A 19260-nucleotide genomic window follows, 5' to 3' on the forward strand; every position below is an offset into this window, starting at 1 on the left:
CTCTTCTGAATGTTCTAGTTTAAAGATACTGGTTGTACCGCCGCGGCACCGCTGATTGGCAGTTGATGGGCTGCCAGTAAAGTGGGGGCGGGATGCTGAGCAAAGTAACGTTTGGCGTACGGGTCCAGCAATTTAACGGTCACGTGCGCCGCCGTTGCTAGCTCGATAAACCGGGTAATCAGTTGAGCTGCTAATTCAGTGGCAGGCTGTGATGGCCGGACAAAAATCTGTTCGAGTACCCAGCTTGAGTCACTCAGGCAAACGTAGTGTAAGCTTGCCTGTAACTGGTCCTCGGCCGTCAGGGTCAAGCGACCAGGTTCTTCCGTCATCACCATGCCAAAGCTCCTTTCTCAAACCAGTCTTACTTCGATTTTGGTCTATCAGGCAGGGGTTGTCAACTAATTTTCGTGAGAACGTGTTTTTGCTGGTAATCTGGTCTGAGGATGCTTATTCTAGTAACAGAGTGAAAGATTAGCGTTCATCTAAAAATGAGGGAGTGTCGATTTTTATGCAACGGGGATTTGAAATTGTTAGTAAGTATGCCGATCAGGGGCTAAAACTCCCTTATAGAACTACACAACAGGCAGCTGGTTACGACTTTGAGTGTGCTGAGGACTTTGCGTTACCATCTATTTGGCGGCATGACCTATTGCACGCCTTTAAACGGTTGAAACACCGCGAGCCCTTAACAACAGCTGAGTTAACGGCCGGTCAAAGTGATTTGAAGCCTTGGCTGGTGCCGACGGGGATCAAGGCATTTATGCAACCGGGTGAGGTACTGATGCTGGCTAACCGGTCCAGCAACCCGTTGAAACATAACTTGATTTTGCCAAACGGGGTGGGTGTGATTGACGCTGATTACTATAATAATGACAAAAACGAAGGCGAGATTTTTGTGCAACTGGTCAACGTAGGTCTAACTGACCTCACTATCAAGAAGGGTCAACGGATTGCGCAGGGGATTTTCATGCCATTTTTACTCGCTGATGGCGAGCAGATTCCACAGCAACAACGGACGGGTGGCTTTGGATCTTCGGACAAGCAGTAGACCGTAAAAATAGCACAACAGACTAGTGGGGAACGCCCATTAGGTATGCTAAAATGAAGTTAAATCAATCAAGAAAACAGGGGGATCTACGTGGCTAAACCAAGAACAACTTATGTTTGTCAGAACTGTGACTATAGTTCACCGCGTTATCTGGGCCGCTGTCCCAACTGTGGTGAGTGGAATACGATGGTGGAAGAGGTTGTGACGCCGGCTGCTAATAAGCCCAAGCCACAATCCACGCGAACCGCTGTGGGTGGGAAACAGTCCCGCCCACAGCTCATGAGTGAAATTAAGCATTCCACCGAAACTCGGGTCAAGACGCAAATGGAAGAATTGAACCGGGTCCTGGGTGGCGGTATTGTCCCTGGTTCTCTCATCTTAATCGGTGGGGATCCCGGAATTGGCAAGTCTACCTTGCTGCTACAGGTGTCTGGCCAACTTAGTCAGACCGGGGGCAAGGTATTGTATGTGTCAGGGGAAGAAAGTGCTTCGCAGATCAAGATGCGGGCTGACCGGTTAGTGGTCAATAGCGATAATCTTTACCTCTATCCAGAGACGGATATGGCCAGCATTCGGGCTAATATTGAACAAATGCAGCCGGATTACGTGGTTATTGATTCTGTGCAAACTATGCAGGCACCAGGGATTGAATCCGCCATTGGTTCGGTTTCACAGATTCGGGCCGTGACAGGTGAACTCATGCAGATTGCCAAGACCAACGGTATTACGATTTTCGTCGTGGGCCATGTGACCAAGGGAGGTGCCATTGCGGGGCCTAAGATTTTGGAACACATGGTGGATACTGTATTGTACTTTGAAGGCGATTTGCACCACACCTACCGAATTCTCCGGGCAGTGAAAAACCGGTTTGGGTCCACCAATGAGCTAGGAATCTTTGAAATGCGGGAAGGCGGGCTCTATGAGGTGGCCAATCCATCAGAGATTTTCTTGGAGGAACGCCTAAAGGATGCGACTGGTTCGGCCATTGTGGTCTCGATGGAAGGAACTCGGCCAATTCTGGTTGAAGTTCAAGCTTTGATTACGCCGTCAGTCTTTGGGAATGCGCAACGGACCTCGAGTGGCTTGGACCGTAACCGGGTCTCCTTACTAATGGCCGTTCTAGAAAAGCGTGCGAACCTGATGCTCCAAAACCAGGATGCTTTTCTGAAGGCTGCCGGGGGGGTCAAGCTTGACGAACCCGCCATTGATTTGGCGATTGCGATGTCGATTGCTTCCAGTTACCGGGACACGGCGACCGCGCCTACGGATTGCTTCGTGGGTGAAGTCGGACTGACCGGTGAAATTCGACGAGTCAACCGGGTCGAACAGCGGGTCGCCGAGGCCAAGAAGCTCGGTTTCAAACGGATTTACGTGCCTAAAAATAATCTTCAAGGGTGGAATCCACCGACTGGAATCGACGTTGTGGGGGTTTCCACGCTGAGACAAACGTTGAAATTGGCGTTGGGCGTTTAACAGACGTTCACTGCCAGTGAAGGGAGGTGAATAAAACATGCGTAAGAAAACAGTGATTTTGATTGTCTTTGCCGTCATCGGTGCCATTCTTGGGGTAGCTTATCTGCCCCGCATCTGGGTATTGGTGGGGGTTACGAGTCCGTTAGTCGACAACATGCTCGTTAATATTTTGCTTGGTGCTATTATTTTCCTGATTTTGGGATTGCTCTTTGCGGGCCTGTTGCTGAAACTAATCAATCAAATCGAAGCCTATTTGAACCAGCAGAATCCAGTGACCATGATTCTGGGGGCGTTGATGACCATCGTTGGGCTAGTCCTAGCGTTGTTGATTTCGTCGTTCCTGTTTAAGATTCCAAACGTCCTGTTTGGAACCGTCATTCCCGGAATCTTAATGCTACTCTTTGGTTATTTTGGTTTTCGAATCGGGGTACGGTTGAGTAAGATGCGGCCAGAAGAGTGGCGGAAACTGTTCCAACCACGAAATAAGAAGAGCGCTGAGGAGAAAGCAGAAAAAACTGTTTTAGACAAAGAGGTGGAACCAAATTTTCACCACTACAAGATTTTGGATACCAACATCTTGATCGATGGCCGTATCTATGATCTGGCTAAGACGGGCTTCCTGGAAGGGACCCTCTTAGTCCCCAACTTTGTGCTGTATGAACTTCAGTACATTGCAGATTCTAGCGACTCAATCAAACGGGTGCGGGGTCGCCGGGGCTTGGATATTTTGAACAAGCTCCAGAATGAACACATCATGCCGATTGAAATGTATGAGGGTGACTTTGAAGACATTCCGGAAGTTGATAGCAAGTTGATTGCCCTGGCTAAGCAAAACGGCGGGGTGATCGTTACGAATGATTACAACCTGAACAAGGTCATCCAGTTCCAAAACGTTCAGGTCTTAAACATCAATTCCCTAGCTAATGCGTTGAAGCCACGGGTCATTCCTGGTGAAAACATCCACGTGATGGTCGTCAAGAATGGGACGGAACGCCAACAAGGGGTTGCTTATCTGGATGACGGGACCATGGTTGTAGTGGAAGATGGCCGTTACTTTATCAACAAACAGTTGGATGTCACGGTTACGAGTGCTATTCAAACGGATGCCGGTCGGATGATTTTTGCTAAGCCAGCTCACTCTAGCAAGAATATTGAGGAGCAGACTGAAAGTGAAAAGTCAGCAGCTAAGGGGTCTAAAAATACAAAGCGTTCCCGTTAATTTGCTGAAATTGACGGAATTCTGAGAAGGATTGAGGGTCACGCCTTTATTTTTCTTGGCGAGCATTGTAAACTTAGAACATTGCGTCATAAATTATGACGAAGTGTCAGCAATTAAACGTGAATAAAATTTAGAAAGAGGCGCAAACGTTTTGGCGAAAAATTCAATTCGGGTTCGGTACGCACCGAGCCCAACCGGTCATTTGCACATTGGTAATGCCCGGACGGCCATTTTTAATTATTTATTTGCCCGTCACAACAAGGGTAAGTTCATCATCCGGATCGAGGATACGGATACGAAACGAAACATTGCAGACGGTGAACGGAGCCAACTAGAAAACTTAAAGTGGCTTGGCTTGGACTGGGATGAAGGTCCTGACGTCGGTGGCGACTACGGTCCTTACCGTCAATCTGAACGGCGCGATATTTACACGCCACTCATCCAACAACTGTTAGATGAAGGCAAGGCTTACGAATCTTACCGGACGGAAGAGGAATTACAAGCCGACCGTGAAGCCCAAAAAGCTCGCAAAGAAATGCCGCACTACGAATATGAATACGCTGGGATGAGCGAAGAAGAAAAGCAAGCCGCTATCGATGCCGCTAAGGCTAAGGGCTTGAAGCCAGTTGTTCGTTTCCGCGTACCTAAGGACGAAATCTTTGCCTGGGATGACATGGTTAAGGGGAACGTTTCCTTTAACTCTGATACCATTGGTGGGGACTTCGTTATCGCTAAGCGTGACGGAATGCCAACCTACAACTTTGCCGTGGTGGTTGACGACCACAAGATGGCTATCAGCCACGTCTTCCGTGGTGATGACCACGTTGCCAACACGCCTAAGCAATTGATGATCTACCAAGCCTTTGGTTGGGAAGCTCCTAAGTTCGGCCACATGAGCTTGATTATCAGCAAGGACACGGGTAAGAAGTTATCTAAGCGTGACGAATCTGTTCTGCAATTCATCGAACAATATCGTGATCTGGGTTACTTACCAGAGGCTATGTTCAACTTCATTCTGCTGTTGGGCTGGTCACCAGTGGGTGAAGACGAAATCTTCAACCGTAAGCAATTCATCAAGATGTACGATGAAACTCGGTTGAGCTCATCACCGGCCACGTTTGACAGCGACAAGCTGGAATGGTTGAACAACCGTTACGTGAAGGATGCCGATGACAGTACAATCATGGATCTTGCCTTGAAGCAGTTGATCAAGGCCGGGAATATTCCAGCTAACCCAGACAATCAAAAGATCGAATGGGCACGGCAACTGATCAATCTGTACAAGCGTCAGATGAGTTATATGGCTCAAATCAATGACATGGCTTCGGTCTTCTTTGAAGAACCTGACCAAGTTAGTGGTGAAGCCTTTGACGAAATTAACAACGAGACGGCACCGAAGGTCTTGAAGGCGTTCGCTGCTCAGATTGAAAAGTTGGACTTGTTTGATGCCCCAGAAATCTTTAAGGTCATCAAAGCCGTTCAAGCTGAAACTGGTATCAAGGGTCGGCAACTTTGGATGCCGATTCGAATTGCTGTGACCCACGAAATGCACGGGCCAGAACTACCAGAATCCATTGAATTAGTTGGGCGGGAAACTGCCTTAACACATATCAAACAAACTTTAGCGCAATTAGAAGGCTAATGATTTCGTAAAGAAGCCGAGTGAAGGCCAATTGGCACTTCATTCGGCTTCTTTGTTATCCCCTGGTTATGCTACAATGGAGCTACCTCAGTTTGTTTCAATGAAGTAGGCTGCCGTACCGCCCGATTGGTCCCAATCGTGAGTTACTGACCCAACAACTGGTTCTTTTCAGCTGGGGTCCATCACGACTATGGTGACAGTTAAGGAATCACCATGAGATTCAGGATGATTTTAGTCGGGTGGCATTAACGAGATAATTAACGAAAACTATGAGACGTGAAAGGAGCTTCGGGATGCTCAAAGTATTTAACACCATGACTCGTCAAAAGGAAACATTTGAACCGATTACCCCCGGAGTGGTCAACATGTATGTGTGTGGCCCCACCGTTTACAATTATATTCACATTGGTAACGCGCGTAGTGCCATTGCCTTTGATACCATTCGCCGGTATTTTGAATACCGGGGATACCAGGTCAAGTATGTCTCGAACTTTACTGACGTTGACGATAAGATGATCAACGAGGCCAAGAAGGAAGGCATCACGGTTCCTGAATTAGGTGACCACTTTATTAAGGCCTTCAAGGAAGACACGGCAGCCTTAAACATTGAACCGGCTACGGCCAATCCACGGGCTACTGAACACATCAATGAAATTATTGAATTTGTGCAAGACTTAATCAAAAAGGATTACGCTTACCCAGTGGCTGGTGACGTCTACTACCGGGCTCGGAAGTTTGACCATTATGGTGAGCTGGCTCACATGAATATTGATGATTTAGAAGAGGGCGCTTCTCAGCATACCAACGATGAGGAAACGATTCGTAAAGAAGATCCAGTGGACTTTGCCTTGTGGAAGGGTGCTAAGCCTGGCGAGATTTCCTGGCCATCACCTTGGGGAGCGGGTCGTCCCGGCTGGCACATCGAATGTTCCGTCATGTCGACCCACTACCTCGGAGATACCTTTGACATTCATGGTGGGGGTGAGGACTTAGTCTTCCCTCACCATCAAAATGAAATTGCTCAGAGTGAAGCCAAGACGGGCAAAAAGTTTGTGAACTATTGGCTCCACAACGGATTTGTGACCGTCGGGGATGACGATGAGAAGATGAGTAAGTCGTTGGGCAACTTTGTCACGGTGCACGATATTCTGAAGACGGTGGATCCGCAAACGTTGCGGTTCTTTATGGCAACGACCCAGTATCGTCGACCAATTCAATACAGCCAACGAAATCTGGACACGGCTGAACGCAACCTGGAACGGTTACAAACGGCGTACAACAACATGGGCTACCGCTTAAAGGACGCCGAAGAAGGTAATGATCCTAAGGTAGAGCAAGAGACTCGGCAAATTGTTGCGGACTACATTGATGCCATGGATGATGATTTTAACGTTCAAAATGGTGTTGCGGGTGTCCACGACTTGGCCCGGTTAGGTAACGTGTACGCAGAACGGCCAGTGGTCTTTGCTGGTACGCTGAACTTTATTCGCAAGACATTGGCTGATTTAGTCGGTGTCTTTGGGGTTACGTTCAGTGAAGCTGATTCTTTGGATGACGACGGGATTCAAGCATTGATCGATGAACGACTAGCCGCTCGAAAGAACCGAAACTTTGAACGCAGCGATGAGATTCGTGAACAATTGAAGAATCAAGGAATTATTTTGGAAGACACGCCCCAAGGGACGCGTTGGAGAAAGGGTTAATTAATGACAACTGAAGTAGATTATCGGCAACTGAACGGGGTCGCACTGGCCTACATGGGGGATGCTTCCTACGAAGTCATCATCCGGAAACACTTGATTGCGGAAGGCTTGGCTAAGCCGAATCACCTACAAAAAAAGGCGACGCACTACGTCTCCGCTAAGGCCCAGGCAGCTTTGATCGACCTGATGGAACAGGATAAGATTTTGAGCGAAGATGAGTGGACCATGTTCAAACGGGGACGGAACGCTAAGAGCTACACCCACGCTAAGAACACGGACGTGGTGACTTACCGAATCTCAACCGGGTTTGAAGCCTTGATGGGTTACCTTGCGTTGAGCGGTCAACAGGCCCGAGTCGATGAACTCGGTCAGTGGTGCATTGAACAAGTAGAAGCGGGGCGGACTGAATAATGAGACCAGATCAACCAACGAATGAAGATAAAGATATCAGCAGCGATTTTGTCATTGGCCGGCATCCGGCCGTTGCGGCCTTACGTAGCCAACAAACGATCAACAAAGTTTTCCTGCAGAGTGGCCTGAAGGCAGAAGCACTGGATGAAATCCGGCAATTAGCTAAGAAGCGTCACTTGGTTATCTCTGAAGTTCCTAAGCAAAAATTGGACCTTCTGACTGAACACCAGAATCACCAGGGAGTGGCTTTAGGTGTCGCAGCCTTTGCCTATGCTAGTATCGATGATCTCTTTGCTAAAGCAGAAGCTGCTGGCGAAGCACCATTCTTCTTAATTTTAGATGGCGTGGAAGATCCTCATAACTTAGGATCAATTCTGCGGACGGCCGATGCCAGTGGTGTGCATGGTGTCATCATTCCGAAGCGGCGGGCAGTTGGCCTGACGTCGACGGTTGCCAAGACTTCTACAGGCGCCATTGAACGCGTTCCCGTTGCCCGGGTCACTAACCTGGTCAACACCGTCCACGAGTTAAAGGACCGGGGCGTGTGGGTCTTTGGGACTGACATGGCCGGAACTGATTACCGTGACTGGGATGCTAAGGGTGCCACGGCACTGATCATCGGTAACGAAGGTAAAGGTATTTCACGTTTACTGAAGGAAACGGTTGATCAAATGTTGACGATTCCAATGGTCGGTGAGGTCCAAAGCTTGAATGCCAGTGTTGCTGCTGGATTATTGATGTATCAAGGTTTTAGTTCCCGACACCCGGTTCAACACTAATTTAAGGAAAATGAGCGAGGGAGAGGTCAATGAAAGAAGACATTTTAATTGTCGATGCCTATAACATGATCGGCAACTGGCCCAAACTCAACCGGTTAAAGTTACAGGATCGGTTACCTGAGGCCCGTGACGAGTTGCTGAACCTGTTAGCAAATTACAAGAAATTGCGTGACGCTAGTATCACGGTCGTCTTTGATGCGATGTACGTTCCCGGCATTTCTAAGAGCTACAATCAATTCGACTTAGAGGTTGTGTGGACCAATCGTGACGAGACCGCTGATAGCTATATCGAAAAGCTGGCCAAAGAACGTCAGACGCGGTTTACACAGGTTACGGTAGCGACGAGTGATCAAGCGGAGCAGTGGACGATTTTCTCGGAGGGTGCCTTACGAATCCCGGCCGGAGAATTGTTAACGGACATTGAACGGGCCCAAAATGAGGTCAAACAAACGGCAAGAGAGTTTGCGGACCGCGGGATTGTGCGCAAATCACCTTGGAATGACCAACAGCTCTATAAGTTGGAAAAGTTGCGGGACCAAATGATGGCCAAGCCTCATAAAAAAGATAAGAAATAAACGCCCGTTCGTACGAAGGGTGCTGTGCCTTCCTGTAAACTGGGGTAACCAGTTGAAGGGGAGGTTTTTTGATGAATGAGATGAGCAACGCGGCTTTATTAGTGTGTTTACAGGATCAGTTAGATTCACCCGCCCTACATATTCTTTTTGAGCGTTACCGACCCGTACTGAAGAAGTTACAACAGCGCTACTTTATTGTCGGATTTGATCAGGATGATTGGGATCAGGAGGCCCGGGTGGTCTTCTGTCGGTCCGTTGAGCGGTTTGATGCCACCAAGGCGCCAAATTTTGGGGCGTTTTATCGGCTCAACCTACGTCATCGGGTATTTGATCTGATTCGTCGGAGTAAGGCTTTAAAACGGCAGCAGAGCCGTAAGGTCATCTCACTGGAAGCCAACAGCGACTATTTTGCTGATACCTTAAAGGATAGTCGATGGGCCGTGCGGGAGCAGTTGGAAGTTCAAGATGCCGTTCAGCGCGTGCAGGAGAGTCTATCTGGCGTGGAACACACCGTCTTTAACGGGTTACTGCGAGGCGAGACACTTTTAGTGATCAGTCAGCGAAAACGGTTACCTTACCGGCAGGTCACGGCGGCGTCTCATCGGAGTCAAGTTAAGCTTCGGCGACTCCTCGCTGAATGATTGACGGCGGGGACAAACGATGGTAAGCTATTGCAGTATGAGTTGAATAGGATTTAATTAAAGGTGGTGGCAAGATGTCTCAAAGAAAAATTGCCCTGGCCTGTTCAGTTTGCGGGTCACGGAATTACACCATCACAGCAAGTGCAACCCGCACTGAGCGACTAGAGGTTATGAAGTTTTGTAAGTACTGTGGGAAACACACGTTACACCGTGAAACCCGCTAATGCGCGCAGTAAATCACAACAAACACTAATTTTAGGGAGGCAACACCATGCGTTTATTCCGTTTCTTTAAGTCCGTTGGAGCAGAAATGAAACAAGTTTCTTGGCCGGGGGTTAAGCAAACGCGGCACGATACTGGCACCGTCGTTGGGATTTCCGTCTTGTTCGCGATCTTCTTTGCGGTCGTCGACTGGGTCGTTCAGTACGGCTTAAAGTTCGTCTCCTAGTGGATTGTCGGTAGTCAAAGACGATTAAATATGCTATATTGGTTGGTAACAGGGAACTTCGTGTACGCGGAGTTTTTTTATTTTGGTCGAAAAGTCAAAGAATACTAAAGGAGTGCACCAAACATGGTTGAGTCAGCTGAAAAGCAATGGTACGTTCTTCACACCTACGCAGGTTACGAGAACAAAGTTATGGCGAACTTGGAATCGCGGGCCGAATCAATGGGGATGCAAGACAACATCTTCCGAGTCGTTGTCCCCGAAGAAGAGGAACACGAAGTTAAGAACGGTAAGGACAAAGTCACAATGGAAAAAACCTTTCCTGGCTACGTTTTGGTTGAAATGGTCATGAGTGACCAAGCTTGGTACATTGTGCGGAACACACCTGGTGTTACTGGGTTCTTGGGTTCCCATGGACAAGGTAGTAAGCCAACGCCACTCTTGCCAGACGAAGTTGAACGCATCTTGCGTCGGGTCGGCATTTCTGCTCGTCACGCTGATCTGGACGTTGCCGTTGGAGATTCAGTAACCATTGTCGACGGTGCCTTCAGTGGCTTAGTTGGGAAGATTACGGAAGTTGACAACGAAAAGATGAAGTTGAAGGTCAACATTGATATGTTCGGTCGGGAAACGAGTACTGAACTGAACTTTGATCAAGTCGACCCTATCTTAGGTTAAGTTCTTTTGAATGCATAATGATGGTTGATTGCCGGTTACAGCCGACAGTTGGTGCTTCAGCCCAGGGTGGAGAAACCCGTCCATTCAGAACTATCAGTCAGTATCTGGTTGAAAAGAACTTGTTGTAGTTAGTAAAGTGTGGTATGATTCTCAAGTATGCGTTAGAGCGTACAGTTAACGTGGGAGGAGCAAACTAACAGCTCCACTTACCACACACGGACTCAAGGAGGTATTGTCTCGTGGCTAAAAAAGTAGCTAATGTCGTCAAATTACAGATTCCTGCGGGTAAAGCAACCCCAGCTCCCCCAGTTGGACCAGCTTTAGGTCAAGCAGGTATCAACATCATGGGCTTCACTAAGGAATTCAACGCACGTACAGCTGACCAAGCTGGTATGCTGATTCCTGTTGTGATCAGTGTCTATGAAGATCGTTCCTTTGATTTCATCACTAAGACCCCTCCAGCAGCTGTTCTGTTGAAGAAGGCCGCTGGTGTTGAAAGTGGTTCTGGCGAACCTAACACGAAAAAGGTTGCTACGGTAACCAAGGATCAAGTTAAGCAAATCGCTGAAACTAAAATGCAAGATCTAAACGCAGCTGACGTTGAAGCAGCTATGCGCATGATTGAAGGTACTGCCCGGAGCATGGGCTTCACGGTCGAAGGTTAAGCTCAGTTTTCGGATAGTCGGACACTTCACGAAAATGAAATGTGTCAAGTGGGAGGTTTATCCGTTACAACCACATTTGCAAGGAGGAATACACAAAAATGGCTCACAAACGAGGTAAAAAGTATCAAGACGCTGCCAAACTGGTCGAGGCCGACAAGGTCTACACCATGGGCGACGCCGTTGATTTAGTAAAGAAGATGGATTTCGCTAAGTTTGACGCAACTGTTGAAGTTGCCTTCAAGCTTAACGTTGACACAAAGCAAGCGGACCAACAACTCCGTGGCGCATTGGTATTACCTAATGGTACCGGTAAAGATACCACGGTAATCGTATTCGCTAAGGGTGACCAAGCTAAGGCTGCTGAAGCAGCTGGTGCTGACGTTGTTGGCGAACAAGACTTAGTAGAACGCATCCAAGATGGCTGGTTGGACTTTGACGTTGCTATTGCAACGCCAGATATGATGGCCCAAGTTGGTCGTTTAGGTCGTGTCTTAGGACCTAAGGGCTTAATGCCTAACCCTAAGACGGGTACGGTTACGATGAATGTCGAAAAAGCCGTTTCCGATGCTAAGAACGGGCAAGTTACTTACCGGACTGACCGGGATGGTAACGTTGCTGTTCCATTTGGTAAGGTTTCCTTTGATGCTGACAAGCTTGCCGGCAACTTGAAGACCATTGCTGAAACGATTGTTCGCATTCGTCCAGCTGCTGTACGTGGTACTTACGTACAACACGTTTCAATTTCTTCAACGTTCGGCCCTAGCGTCGACGTTGACTTGGCTTCTTTATTAGCCTAAGTTAAAACGTGAATTAAAAAAATCCCTATCAGTGCATTGACAGCAATGTCGAAGTATTGTATGCTATTGAAGTTGTATTTAATAGATCTACCTAAGACTCAGGTGGCCTAATGGTCTTAATTTCCTGCCGAGGAAGAAGTTTACTTAAACTTTGGACTCCTTATGTCTTGGTGGCATAGGGATTTTTTTATCCCACCAAACTACTCCGGGAGGTGAACAATTTGAGTGAACAAGCTATTGCAATCAAAGCAAAAAAGGTTGATGAGGTTGTTGAGAAATTCAACAACGCCGTTAGTGCTATCGTCGTTGATTACCGTGGGTTAACAGTTGAACAAGCTACTGACTTACGTAAGCAATTACGTGAAGCTGGCGTCCAAATGAACGTCATCAAGAACAAGGTTTTGGTACGTGCTGCAGAAAAAGCTGGTTACGAAGGTCTTAACGATCTTTTCGCCGGTCCTACTGCCGTTGCTTTCTCTGACGAGGATCCAATCGCACCAGCTAAGGTCTTGAAGAAGTTTGCGGATAGTGTTGACGCCCTTGAAATCAAGGGTGGTTACATCGAAGACAAGATCATGTCTATCGACGAAATCAACACCTACGCTACCTTGCCTAGTCGTGAAGACCTGCTCTCTATGCTGGCTAATGTCTTACAAGCACCAGTACGGAACGTGGCTTACGCTGTTAAGGCGATTGCTGAAAAGGGTGACGAAGGCGACGCAGCCTAAGTCCCTGATTCAAATTTGAAACATAAAATATAAAACCCAATTATTGGAGGAAAATAACATGGCTTTTGATAAAGATGCTATCATCGCTTCTCTTAAAGAAGCATCCATTACTGACCTTAACGACTTAGTTAAGGGTATCGAAGACGAATTCGGCGTATCCGCTGCTGCACCAGTTGCTGCAGCCGGTGCTGCTGGTGGCGACGCTGCTGCCAAGGATTCATTCGACGTTGAATTAACTGAATCTGGTGACGCCAAGGTTAAGGCCATCAAGGCTGTCCGTGAAATCACTGGTTTAGGTTTGAAGGACGCTAAGGGCCTCGTTGACAACGTACCATCTGTCATCAAGGAAGGCGTTTCTGAAGACGAAGCTAACGACATCAAGGAAAAGCTTGAAGCCGTTGGTGGTGTGGTTACTCTTAAGTAGTCACCTTCACTTACGAAATGAAAAACCACTGCCTGCGGGTAGTGGTTTTTTTGTGCAGTTGGTGATTGATGAATCAGTTGATCCGAGTTGATTTTGTGGGACCAGAGACTGCTAATAAGCCTGTACAAATCGTGACCTACTCTAAGTATAGTGATGGTGGAATGTTGGCTGCTGCTTCCTTTGTCGGTATTTTGCAGATGCTCAAGATGATGGTGTTACCAATGCCAGTTTTGTTGTGGAATGCCGACCCCAACTTTTTAGAAGATGGTGGGTTGTCGCTGGATGCGCCTAATAGCAAGCATTTTGCCGAGCGGCTACAAGTTGCCTTTGAAGAGTTGGCACATTATGCATTAATTATGAAAGAACACCCGCTAACGAAATAAGTAAAGAATTATTGAGACCGGATGGGTAGTCGTCCGGTTTTTTTGAATTCACAATTTCATTAAGGATAGCGCTTCTGATAGTTAAAATTTTAAGTTTAAGTGAAGCAGATAGTATTTTAGTGGCAACATCGCTATGCTAAGGATAAGTAAAACTTACGGGAGGTTTCAGCATGGCGGGAACAATCTTAATTGTGGAGGACGACGCAGCGTTACTTGATTCGTTGACCACAGAGCTTCAATTTGAAGATTACACAGTCTTGAACGCACAAGATGGCAAGACAGCGCTAAGTATTTATGAAAGTAATCGGGGACAGCTGGACTTGATTCTATTAGATTGGATGCTTCCTGAGTTGGATGGATTGGGCGTTCTTCGGCGGATTCGTAAGCACGATGACTTACCGGTTATCATGATGACGGCTCGAGACTACGTCGGTGATAAGGTGGCTGGTTTGGATACGGGAGCTGATGATTATATTACCAAACCGTTTGATATCGAAGAGTTACTCGCGAGAATTCGCGTGATTTTGCGGCATCAAACACATCACCAAATAGCGGCAAGTCAACTCCATGTGGGCGACTTGACGTTGGATACGAAGTCGCGCCAGGTTCTTCGTAATGGGCAATTGATTCAGTTGACGCAACGAGAGTACCAGTTGTTGCTGTGTCTCATGAAGAATTCCGGCCAGACGATGACCCGAGATGACTTACTCAATGCGGTTTGGGGTGTCGACTTTGAAGGACAACCGAATATCGTAGATGTTTACGTCCGTTATCTCCGTCACAAATTGAATGAAGAACAATTGCCCCCACTGATTCACACAGTCCGTGGCGTGGGTTACGTTCTTTCCACAGAGTACAATGGGTGATTGCCAATGAAGAAACGACAAGTTACGCGGACAACTGCGCAAGAAATTCAGCGGCGTTTTTTAACTATGCTAGTGTTAATGACGCTCATTATGGGAGCGGCGGTTTTTAGTACGGTGGGCTATCAACTGGTCAAACAGAGCGAGCGTTCATCACAACAGCTTATTCGTAGCCTGAGGCGGTCCTTCATTGATGACCGTCCGGATTGGAATTACTGGCAACGAACGAGCCCACTAGATACCCGAAATACATTTGTGCGGGTTTATAAGGATCATGATAGAAAGCCAACTAGTACCTTTTATTCGGCACGGGCCCGTCGTTTTATTCGGCAACGGCACTATCCCATACCGATTTTTCCGGCACTAGATTATACGCCTGGGTATGGGATTACGTACTACCGTTCTGGCCATCGTGAAGGATTTTATTCTGAAATCTGGATGAGTTTAACCCCTGTTATGACGATTCTATATTCGGTATTGCTGGTAACCGTTTTGGTGGCCATTTTGATGATTGGTATTGGGTGGATTTACGTCCGGCGAACTGCGAACAAGATTACTAAGCCATTAGCAAGTTTGAATGTGGCTGCTCAAAAGCAAGCCCACACGAAGACTGTTAAGGCAATTTTACCAGTGCCGGTCAGACCACAAGAAGTCAGTCAATTAGCAGCCAGTTTTAACGAATTACTCACAGCCATCAACCAAAACGCTGAGCAGGAGCGGGAGTTTACGTCTAATGCCGCTCATGAATTACGGACACCAATTGCTGCGATTCGGAGTCACGTCCAACTGCTAGAACGCCGCTCGGCCGATCATCCAGAGATTATCCCACGTTCAATTCACTTCATTGGTGAGGAATCCCTGCGCATGCAAAAGCTAGTAGACAGCCTATTAACACTCTCTCGGGCAGACCGGGGTACGTTGAAGTTAGTATCTTTTGATTTAACCGCGATTGTCCATGAGACGATTGAGGAAGAACGTGCAGTTTTACAGCAACCCCTTAATGTGAAGGTGGCAACTGGGGTGCAGGTCTTTGGGAATGCTGAAAGTGTCCAGCAGATTTTGGCAGCAATCATGGAGAATGCGGGGAAGTATTCCCCAGCAGACCAACCAATTACGATAGAGCTGACTGCTGACACCGAGCGGGTGCAATTGACGATTGCCGACCTGGGAATCGGCATCACCGATGAGGATAAGGCCCGCATTTTTGATCGGTTTTACCGGGTGGACTCTGCACGAACACGTGAAATTGGGGGTACCGGTCTGGGACTAGCAATTGTTGCCCAGTTAGTCAAAATAAATCAGTCGGACATTCAGGTGATGGATAATCACCCACAGGGCAGCCAGTTTATCATGACTTTTCCACCAACTACTAGTAGTGTTGAGACAGCTCCAAAGTAATTTCTTTTCCTAACTGGATTTGATTACTAAGGGTGTGAGACAAAAGTCGCACACTCTTTTTGCACTTCGAACGGATATAGGCGAAACGTGCGCCACAAGTCAGTCAACGCCACTTAACCCCGATAGACGGACAATCCAAGAACAAGAGTATTCGCCCATTGACTAACCGCCTTTGGTTGCATTCTCTTTCGGATTGCGATGATTGGTGAGTTCAATTCTGAAAATTTCTCAGATAAATCTCTTTTCCAACCAGTTTTTAAAGTCAGTCAGATTAACTATTATAGGTTTAGTCAATGAGAACCAGGCATTGGCCAGCACGAATCAGTTGGGGGATTGATTCGTGGCGGTCGTCAGCGTTGGGGGACGCTGGTAACCGTCGTATCAACGACGTTGGCCGCTAGCTTGAGGTAGCCAACGTGGCAGTTTAGGGAAATCGTCAGTAAAGTGACTGTGGTCATGAGAGCAAGGGAAATTCAAACAACTAAGGTAAGAATTGGCGAGGTTCCGGGCCGACGCCACTTGCTTAGCGGGGAAATAAAAAAGTGATGAAATAGTGTGTAGGTGTCATTGATTGGGGAATCAAGACACCCAAAAAGGCCGGGAGAAATTTCTCGGCCTTTTTACATAACGTGGGGGGCAAGATAAGTTCATTAACGTAACTGGCTAATGAACCGGCGCTCTGATTGTGATTTAAGTTGGTGGTTGGCATAATGAAGGACTATGGGGGAGGCGGAGCTGATGGGGAAGCAACTCTGGACTGGAATTCAAAAGCATCTAACTTTGATTAAGGGTATTTTTATATTTTCTGTATTAATCTTCATCATTCGTGAGGTGGGCCATATTGCCCGCGAGGTGAATGGCGAACAGATCAGGGTGGAACTAGCCGGTCTGGGAACGGGCATGTTCCTGTTGCTCCTAGTTGGTGGGTTTGTGGCAGTCCTACCGATGTTGGTCTATGACTTCACCATTGTAAAATTTTTACCCGGCCATTTCTCTACGGGGTATATCGTCCGTAGCGGTTGGGTCACCAATACGTTTACCAACCTAGCGGGGATGGGCGGCTTGCTAGGGGCGAGCCTCCGGGCCAACTTTTACGCGAAATCGGCCAGTAAGAAGCAGGTGCTTTACGCAATTTCAAAGATTGCCCTGTTTCTGCTGGCTGGTCTGTCACTCCTTTGCTGGGTCGCTTTGATTCTACTCTTTGGGTTGGATATTGGGGCACCGTACCGAGTTTATTGGTTTTGGCTTCTCGGCGGGGGCTTGTACTTTCCGGGGGTATTTATCTTCACCCGCATCAGTGATGGGGAATTTTTTGCGGACTTGACCTGGCGACGAGAGCTCAGTCTAATCGTTGGGTCCAGTTTGGAGTGGGGGAGCTGTGCGCTCTTCTTTCTTCTAATTGGCTGGGCGTTAGGCCTACCGATTCCCTTATTGGCAGTGCTACCCATGTTCGTTGTGGCCTCAGTGGCGGGAGTTGTTTCCATGATTCCCGGCGGGTTAGGGGCCTTTGACGTGTTTATGATTATTGGGCTGGGCCTGTTAGGGGTGAGTCGGGCGGATGCAACCGGCTGGTTGCTCCTATACCGGCTGTTTTACTACCTCCTGCCATTTGGTGTCGGGGTGGGCTTCTTCATTCATGATATCGGCCATCGTCTGAATCGCTTCTTAAATGGCCTCCCAGTGGCTGCTACCCGTCGGGCTGCCCAGTTATTCGTGACGACCTTCATGTACTTCTCTGGTGTTATGATGTTGTTATTTGCCACGATTCCAGACGTGGTCCTGGCTAATCACTTCTATTTACGGTTGGTGCCCTACATGTTTTATTTCTTAAATCAGCTCACCAATATCGTGATGGCCTTCCTATTGATTGGGCTAGCGCGTGGCATCGGTGCCCGGGTCCAACGCGCTTTTTGGCCGACACTGGTGGTGCTGGTCATTGCCATTGGCAATACGCTGTGGCAGGAGAACTTTCCGGCGGGGCTGGCGGTGTTATTAGGCGTAGTCCTCATTTGCCTGTTACTGGCTCGACCGGAGTTATACCGTGCGGGTTTCCACTATTCTTGGGGCGGCTTGCTGGTGGACGGTAGCATCTTCGTAGTGACCTTCTTGAGCTATACCGTACTGGGACTCTTTACCTTAAATGAAGGCCATCGTCACTGGCCACTGTTACCAGATTCGTGGCTGCTGCCTTCCATGCAGGTTTGGCTGAATGGTCTAGGCGGACTACTGCTAGCCTTGTTGATTTTGGTGCTGATTAACCGCTATTTAACTGGTCGGCCCGTGGCTTGGCTTCGAGAGCCCTTTGATGCAGACCGGGTGCGGCGGGTGATTCGTCAATTTGGTGGGAATGAAGTCAGTCATCTTGCCTTTCTGCGGGACAAACAGGTGTACTTTTACCAGGAAGGCGGGGTCGATCAGCTCTTCTTACTCTATCGGCAACGAGCCGACAAACTATTAGTCATGGGGGAACCCATTGGCAATCAAACAGCCGTTCCCGCCGCGTTACAGGCCTTTATGCACGATGCCGACCAGGCTGGATTCCGGCCCGTCTTTTATGAGATCAGCGAGTCCCTAACGATTCGGTTACACGAGATGGGTTTCGACTTTTTGAAGGTTGGTGAAGAGGGGCACGTTGACCTGCACGACTTTACTCTCGCTGGCAAGGCCCACCGTGGTGAACGAGCCTTGATCAATAAATTTAAGCGGGAAGGGTATCAGTTTGCCCTCCTTCAGCCGCCATTTAGTACGTCACAGTTGGCCGAGCTTGAGGCAATTTCAACGTCTTGGTTAGGTGACGAGACTGAGAAGGGGTTCTCAATGGGGTTCTTTGATCGGGATTATTTAAATGAAGCACCGATTGCCGTTATGCAGGATGCAGCGGGAAAAGTGGTGGCTTTTGCTAATCTTATGCCAACTGGCGACCAACGCATGACGTCGATTGATTTAATGCGGGCCAGTCGGGACGCACCGTCGGGGATTATGGATGGCTTGTTCGTATATTTGTTTGAAACCTGCCGTGAAGAGGGCTATCAGAGCTTTAATTTGGGGATGGCACCACTCGCTAACGTGGGGGTGTCTGAGTTTAGTTTCATTGAGGAACGGGCGGCTCACTTGATTTACGAGTATGGCTACAACTTTTACAGCTTCCAGGGATTACGGGCCTATAAGGAGAAATACGTGACGACTTGGCAACCAAAGTATCTGGCATATCGTCGCCGTCAGTCGTTGATCTTTAGCATGTTACAGCTTATCCTGACAATCAATCGTCCAACCGCTAAGGAAAAAGCAGCTCCCAAGTGGTTAAGCGGTTGGTTGAGCAACGTGGCGACATGGCCAAATCGTGAGTAAATTCTTTAACTGGCTTTCGTCGCACGTTTTGACTATATAT

General features: G+C 47.9%; 21 protein-coding genes and 1 other annotated feature. Of the genes, 20 read left to right on the forward strand and 1 reads right to left on the reverse strand.

Annotated elements, in window-relative coordinates; all coding sequences use genetic code 11:
- Nucleotides 1–14: 14 nt before the first annotated feature.
- The gene (locus EKM75_RS06255; protein WP_225426669.1) at nt 15–335 is read right to left on the reverse strand and encodes an N-acetyltransferase; all 321 of its coding nucleotides are present in this window, start codon (nt 333–335) and stop codon (nt 15–17) included.
- Between the two features lie 173 nt (nt 336–508).
- Here EKM75_RS06255 and EKM75_RS06260 point away from each other — a divergent pair, with 173 nt between their 5' ends.
- From EKM75_RS06260 to mprF, 20 genes are all read left to right on the forward strand, one after another.
- Nucleotides 509–1048: a dCTP deaminase/dUTPase family protein gene (locus tag EKM75_RS06260; protein WP_125693019.1), complete on the forward strand. Its 540-nt coding sequence runs from the start codon at nt 509–511 to the stop codon at nt 1046–1048.
- A gap of 90 nt (nt 1049–1138) precedes the next feature.
- Nucleotides 1139–2521 carry a DNA repair protein RadA gene (gene radA / locus EKM75_RS06265; protein WP_125693021.1) on the forward strand — a complete coding sequence of 461 codons (1383 nt, stop codon included), beginning with the start codon at nt 1139–1141 and terminating at the stop codon, nt 2519–2521.
- 37 nt (nt 2522–2558) lie between these two features.
- Nucleotides 2559–3740: a PIN/TRAM domain-containing protein gene (locus EKM75_RS06270; RefSeq protein ID WP_125693023.1), complete on the forward strand. Its 1182-nt coding sequence runs from the start codon at nt 2559–2561 to the stop codon at nt 3738–3740.
- 151 nt (nt 3741–3891) lie between these two features.
- Entirely contained in the window at nt 3892–5382 is a 1491-nt protein-coding gene (gene gltX, locus EKM75_RS06275; protein ID WP_125693025.1) for a glutamate--tRNA ligase, read from the forward strand.
- Between the two features lie 293 nt (nt 5383–5675).
- The gene (cysS, locus tag EKM75_RS06280; protein ID WP_125693027.1) at nt 5676–7085 is read left to right on the forward strand and encodes a cysteine--tRNA ligase; all 1410 of its coding nucleotides are present in this window, start codon (nt 5676–5678) and stop codon (nt 7083–7085) included.
- A 3-nt stretch (nt 7086–7088) separates the two neighbouring features.
- Complete coding sequence (locus tag EKM75_RS06285; protein ID WP_125693029.1) at nt 7089–7496, forward strand: Mini-ribonuclease 3; 408 nt, start codon at nt 7089–7091, stop codon at nt 7494–7496.
- Complete coding sequence (gene rlmB / locus EKM75_RS06290; RefSeq protein ID WP_125683842.1) at nt 7496–8275, forward strand: 23S rRNA (guanosine(2251)-2'-O)-methyltransferase RlmB; 780 nt, start codon at nt 7496–7498, stop codon at nt 8273–8275. Before EKM75_RS06285 ends, rlmB begins: the two co-directional genes overlap by 1 nt.
- A 29-nt stretch (nt 8276–8304) precedes the next feature.
- Nucleotides 8305–8850: an NYN domain-containing protein gene (locus tag EKM75_RS06295; protein WP_125683843.1), complete on the forward strand. Its 546-nt coding sequence runs from the start codon at nt 8305–8307 to the stop codon at nt 8848–8850.
- 71 nt (nt 8851–8921) lie between these two features.
- Nucleotides 8922–9491 carry a sigma factor gene (locus tag EKM75_RS06300; protein ID WP_125693031.1) on the forward strand — a complete coding sequence of 190 codons (570 nt, stop codon included), beginning with the start codon at nt 8922–8924 and terminating at the stop codon, nt 9489–9491.
- 74 nt (nt 9492–9565) lie between these two features.
- On the forward strand, nt 9566–9715 hold the full coding sequence (gene rpmG, locus EKM75_RS06305; RefSeq protein WP_125693033.1) for a 50S ribosomal protein L33: 150 nt from the start codon (nt 9566–9568) through the stop codon (nt 9713–9715).
- Between the two features lie 47 nt (nt 9716–9762).
- The gene (gene secE, locus EKM75_RS06310) at nt 9763–9939 is read left to right on the forward strand and encodes a preprotein translocase subunit SecE (protein ID WP_125693035.1); all 177 of its coding nucleotides are present in this window, start codon (nt 9763–9765) and stop codon (nt 9937–9939) included.
- A gap of 123 nt (nt 9940–10062) precedes the next feature.
- The gene (gene nusG, locus EKM75_RS06315) at nt 10063–10614 is read left to right on the forward strand and encodes a transcription termination/antitermination protein NusG (RefSeq protein ID WP_057732911.1); all 552 of its coding nucleotides are present in this window, start codon (nt 10063–10065) and stop codon (nt 10612–10614) included.
- Nucleotides 10615–10853: 239 nt separating this feature from the next.
- Nucleotides 10854–11279: a 50S ribosomal protein L11 gene (rplK, locus tag EKM75_RS06320; protein ID WP_125683847.1), complete on the forward strand. Its 426-nt coding sequence runs from the start codon at nt 10854–10856 to the stop codon at nt 11277–11279.
- A 98-nt stretch (nt 11280–11377) separates the two neighbouring features.
- Nucleotides 11378–12076, forward strand: a complete 699-nt coding sequence (rplA, locus tag EKM75_RS06325; RefSeq protein ID WP_125683848.1) for a 50S ribosomal protein L1 — start codon at nt 11378–11380, stop codon at nt 12074–12076.
- Nucleotides 12077–12148: 72 nt separating this feature from the next.
- Nucleotides 12149–12273, forward strand: a sequence feature (ribosomal protein L10 leader region).
- 24 nt (nt 12274–12297) lie between these two features.
- Complete coding sequence (gene rplJ, locus EKM75_RS06330) at nt 12298–12804, forward strand: 50S ribosomal protein L10 (protein ID WP_125683849.1); 507 nt, start codon at nt 12298–12300, stop codon at nt 12802–12804.
- Between the two features lie 58 nt (nt 12805–12862).
- Nucleotides 12863–13228: a 50S ribosomal protein L7/L12 gene (rplL, locus tag EKM75_RS06335; RefSeq protein WP_125688436.1), complete on the forward strand. Its 366-nt coding sequence runs from the start codon at nt 12863–12865 to the stop codon at nt 13226–13228.
- A gap of 68 nt (nt 13229–13296) precedes the next feature.
- A complete protein-coding gene (locus EKM75_RS06340) occupies nt 13297–13611 on the forward strand; it encodes a hypothetical protein (RefSeq protein WP_225426670.1) in 315 nt (104 codons plus the stop codon).
- A 170-nt stretch (nt 13612–13781) separates the two neighbouring features.
- Nucleotides 13782–14477, forward strand: a complete 696-nt coding sequence (locus EKM75_RS06345) for a response regulator transcription factor (protein WP_125693037.1) — start codon at nt 13782–13784, stop codon at nt 14475–14477.
- 6 nt (nt 14478–14483) lie between these two features.
- Nucleotides 14484–15872 carry a sensor histidine kinase gene (locus EKM75_RS06350; RefSeq protein WP_125693039.1) on the forward strand — a complete coding sequence of 463 codons (1389 nt, stop codon included), beginning with the start codon at nt 14484–14486 and terminating at the stop codon, nt 15870–15872.
- A 738-nt stretch (nt 15873–16610) separates the two neighbouring features.
- Nucleotides 16611–19220 (forward strand): bifunctional lysylphosphatidylglycerol flippase/synthetase MprF, encoded by a 2610-nt coding sequence (gene mprF, locus EKM75_RS06355; RefSeq protein ID WP_125693041.1) that lies wholly within the window; start codon nt 16611–16613, stop codon nt 19218–19220.
- Nucleotides 19221–19260: the final 40 nt, after the last annotated feature.

Source organism: Levilactobacillus tongjiangensis, from assembly GCF_003946345.1.
GTDB lineage: Bacteria > Bacillota > Bacilli > Lactobacillales > Lactobacillaceae > Levilactobacillus > Levilactobacillus tongjiangensis.

Excerpts from the sequence above, each read along its gene's own strand:
- EKM75_RS06295 (WP_125683843.1), top strand. The coding sequence starts at position 8,305 with ATGAAAGAAGACATTTTAATTGTCGATGCCTATAACATGATCGGCAAC.
- EKM75_RS06285 (WP_125693029.1), top strand. The coding sequence starts at position 7,089 with ATGACAACTGAAGTAGATTATCGGCAACTGAACGGGGTCGCACTGGCC.
- secE (WP_125693035.1), top strand. The coding sequence starts at position 9,763 with ATGCGTTTATTCCGTTTCTTTAAGTCCGTTGGAGCAGAAATGAAACAA.
- EKM75_RS06260 (WP_125693019.1), top strand. The coding sequence starts at position 509 with ATGCAACGGGGATTTGAAATTGTTAGTAAGTATGCCGATCAGGGGCTA.
- EKM75_RS06340 (WP_225426670.1), top strand. The coding sequence starts at position 13,297 with ATGAATCAGTTGATCCGAGTTGATTTTGTGGGACCAGAGACTGCTAAT.
- rplA (WP_125683848.1), top strand. The coding sequence starts at position 11,378 with ATGGCTCACAAACGAGGTAAAAAGTATCAAGACGCTGCCAAACTGGTC.
- EKM75_RS06270 (WP_125693023.1), top strand. The coding sequence starts at position 2,559 with ATGCGTAAGAAAACAGTGATTTTGATTGTCTTTGCCGTCATCGGTGCC.
- cysS (WP_125693027.1), top strand. The coding sequence starts at position 5,676 with ATGCTCAAAGTATTTAACACCATGACTCGTCAAAAGGAAACATTTGAA.
- EKM75_RS06255 (WP_225426669.1), bottom strand. The coding sequence starts at position 335 with ATGGTGATGACGGAAGAACCTGGTCGCTTGACCCTGACGGCCGAGGAC.
- rpmG (WP_125693033.1), top strand. The coding sequence starts at position 9,566 with ATGTCTCAAAGAAAAATTGCCCTGGCCTGTTCAGTTTGCGGGTCACGG.
- EKM75_RS06350 (WP_125693039.1), top strand. The coding sequence starts at position 14,484 with ATGAAGAAACGACAAGTTACGCGGACAACTGCGCAAGAAATTCAGCGG.
- EKM75_RS06345 (WP_125693037.1), top strand. The coding sequence starts at position 13,782 with ATGGCGGGAACAATCTTAATTGTGGAGGACGACGCAGCGTTACTTGAT.
- EKM75_RS06300 (WP_125693031.1), top strand. The coding sequence starts at position 8,922 with ATGAATGAGATGAGCAACGCGGCTTTATTAGTGTGTTTACAGGATCAG.
- rplL (WP_125688436.1), top strand. The coding sequence starts at position 12,863 with ATGGCTTTTGATAAAGATGCTATCATCGCTTCTCTTAAAGAAGCATCC.
- rlmB (WP_125683842.1), top strand. The coding sequence starts at position 7,496 with ATGAGACCAGATCAACCAACGAATGAAGATAAAGATATCAGCAGCGAT.
- mprF (WP_125693041.1), top strand. The coding sequence starts at position 16,611 with ATGGGGAAGCAACTCTGGACTGGAATTCAAAAGCATCTAACTTTGATT.
- nusG (WP_057732911.1), top strand. The coding sequence starts at position 10,063 with ATGGTTGAGTCAGCTGAAAAGCAATGGTACGTTCTTCACACCTACGCA.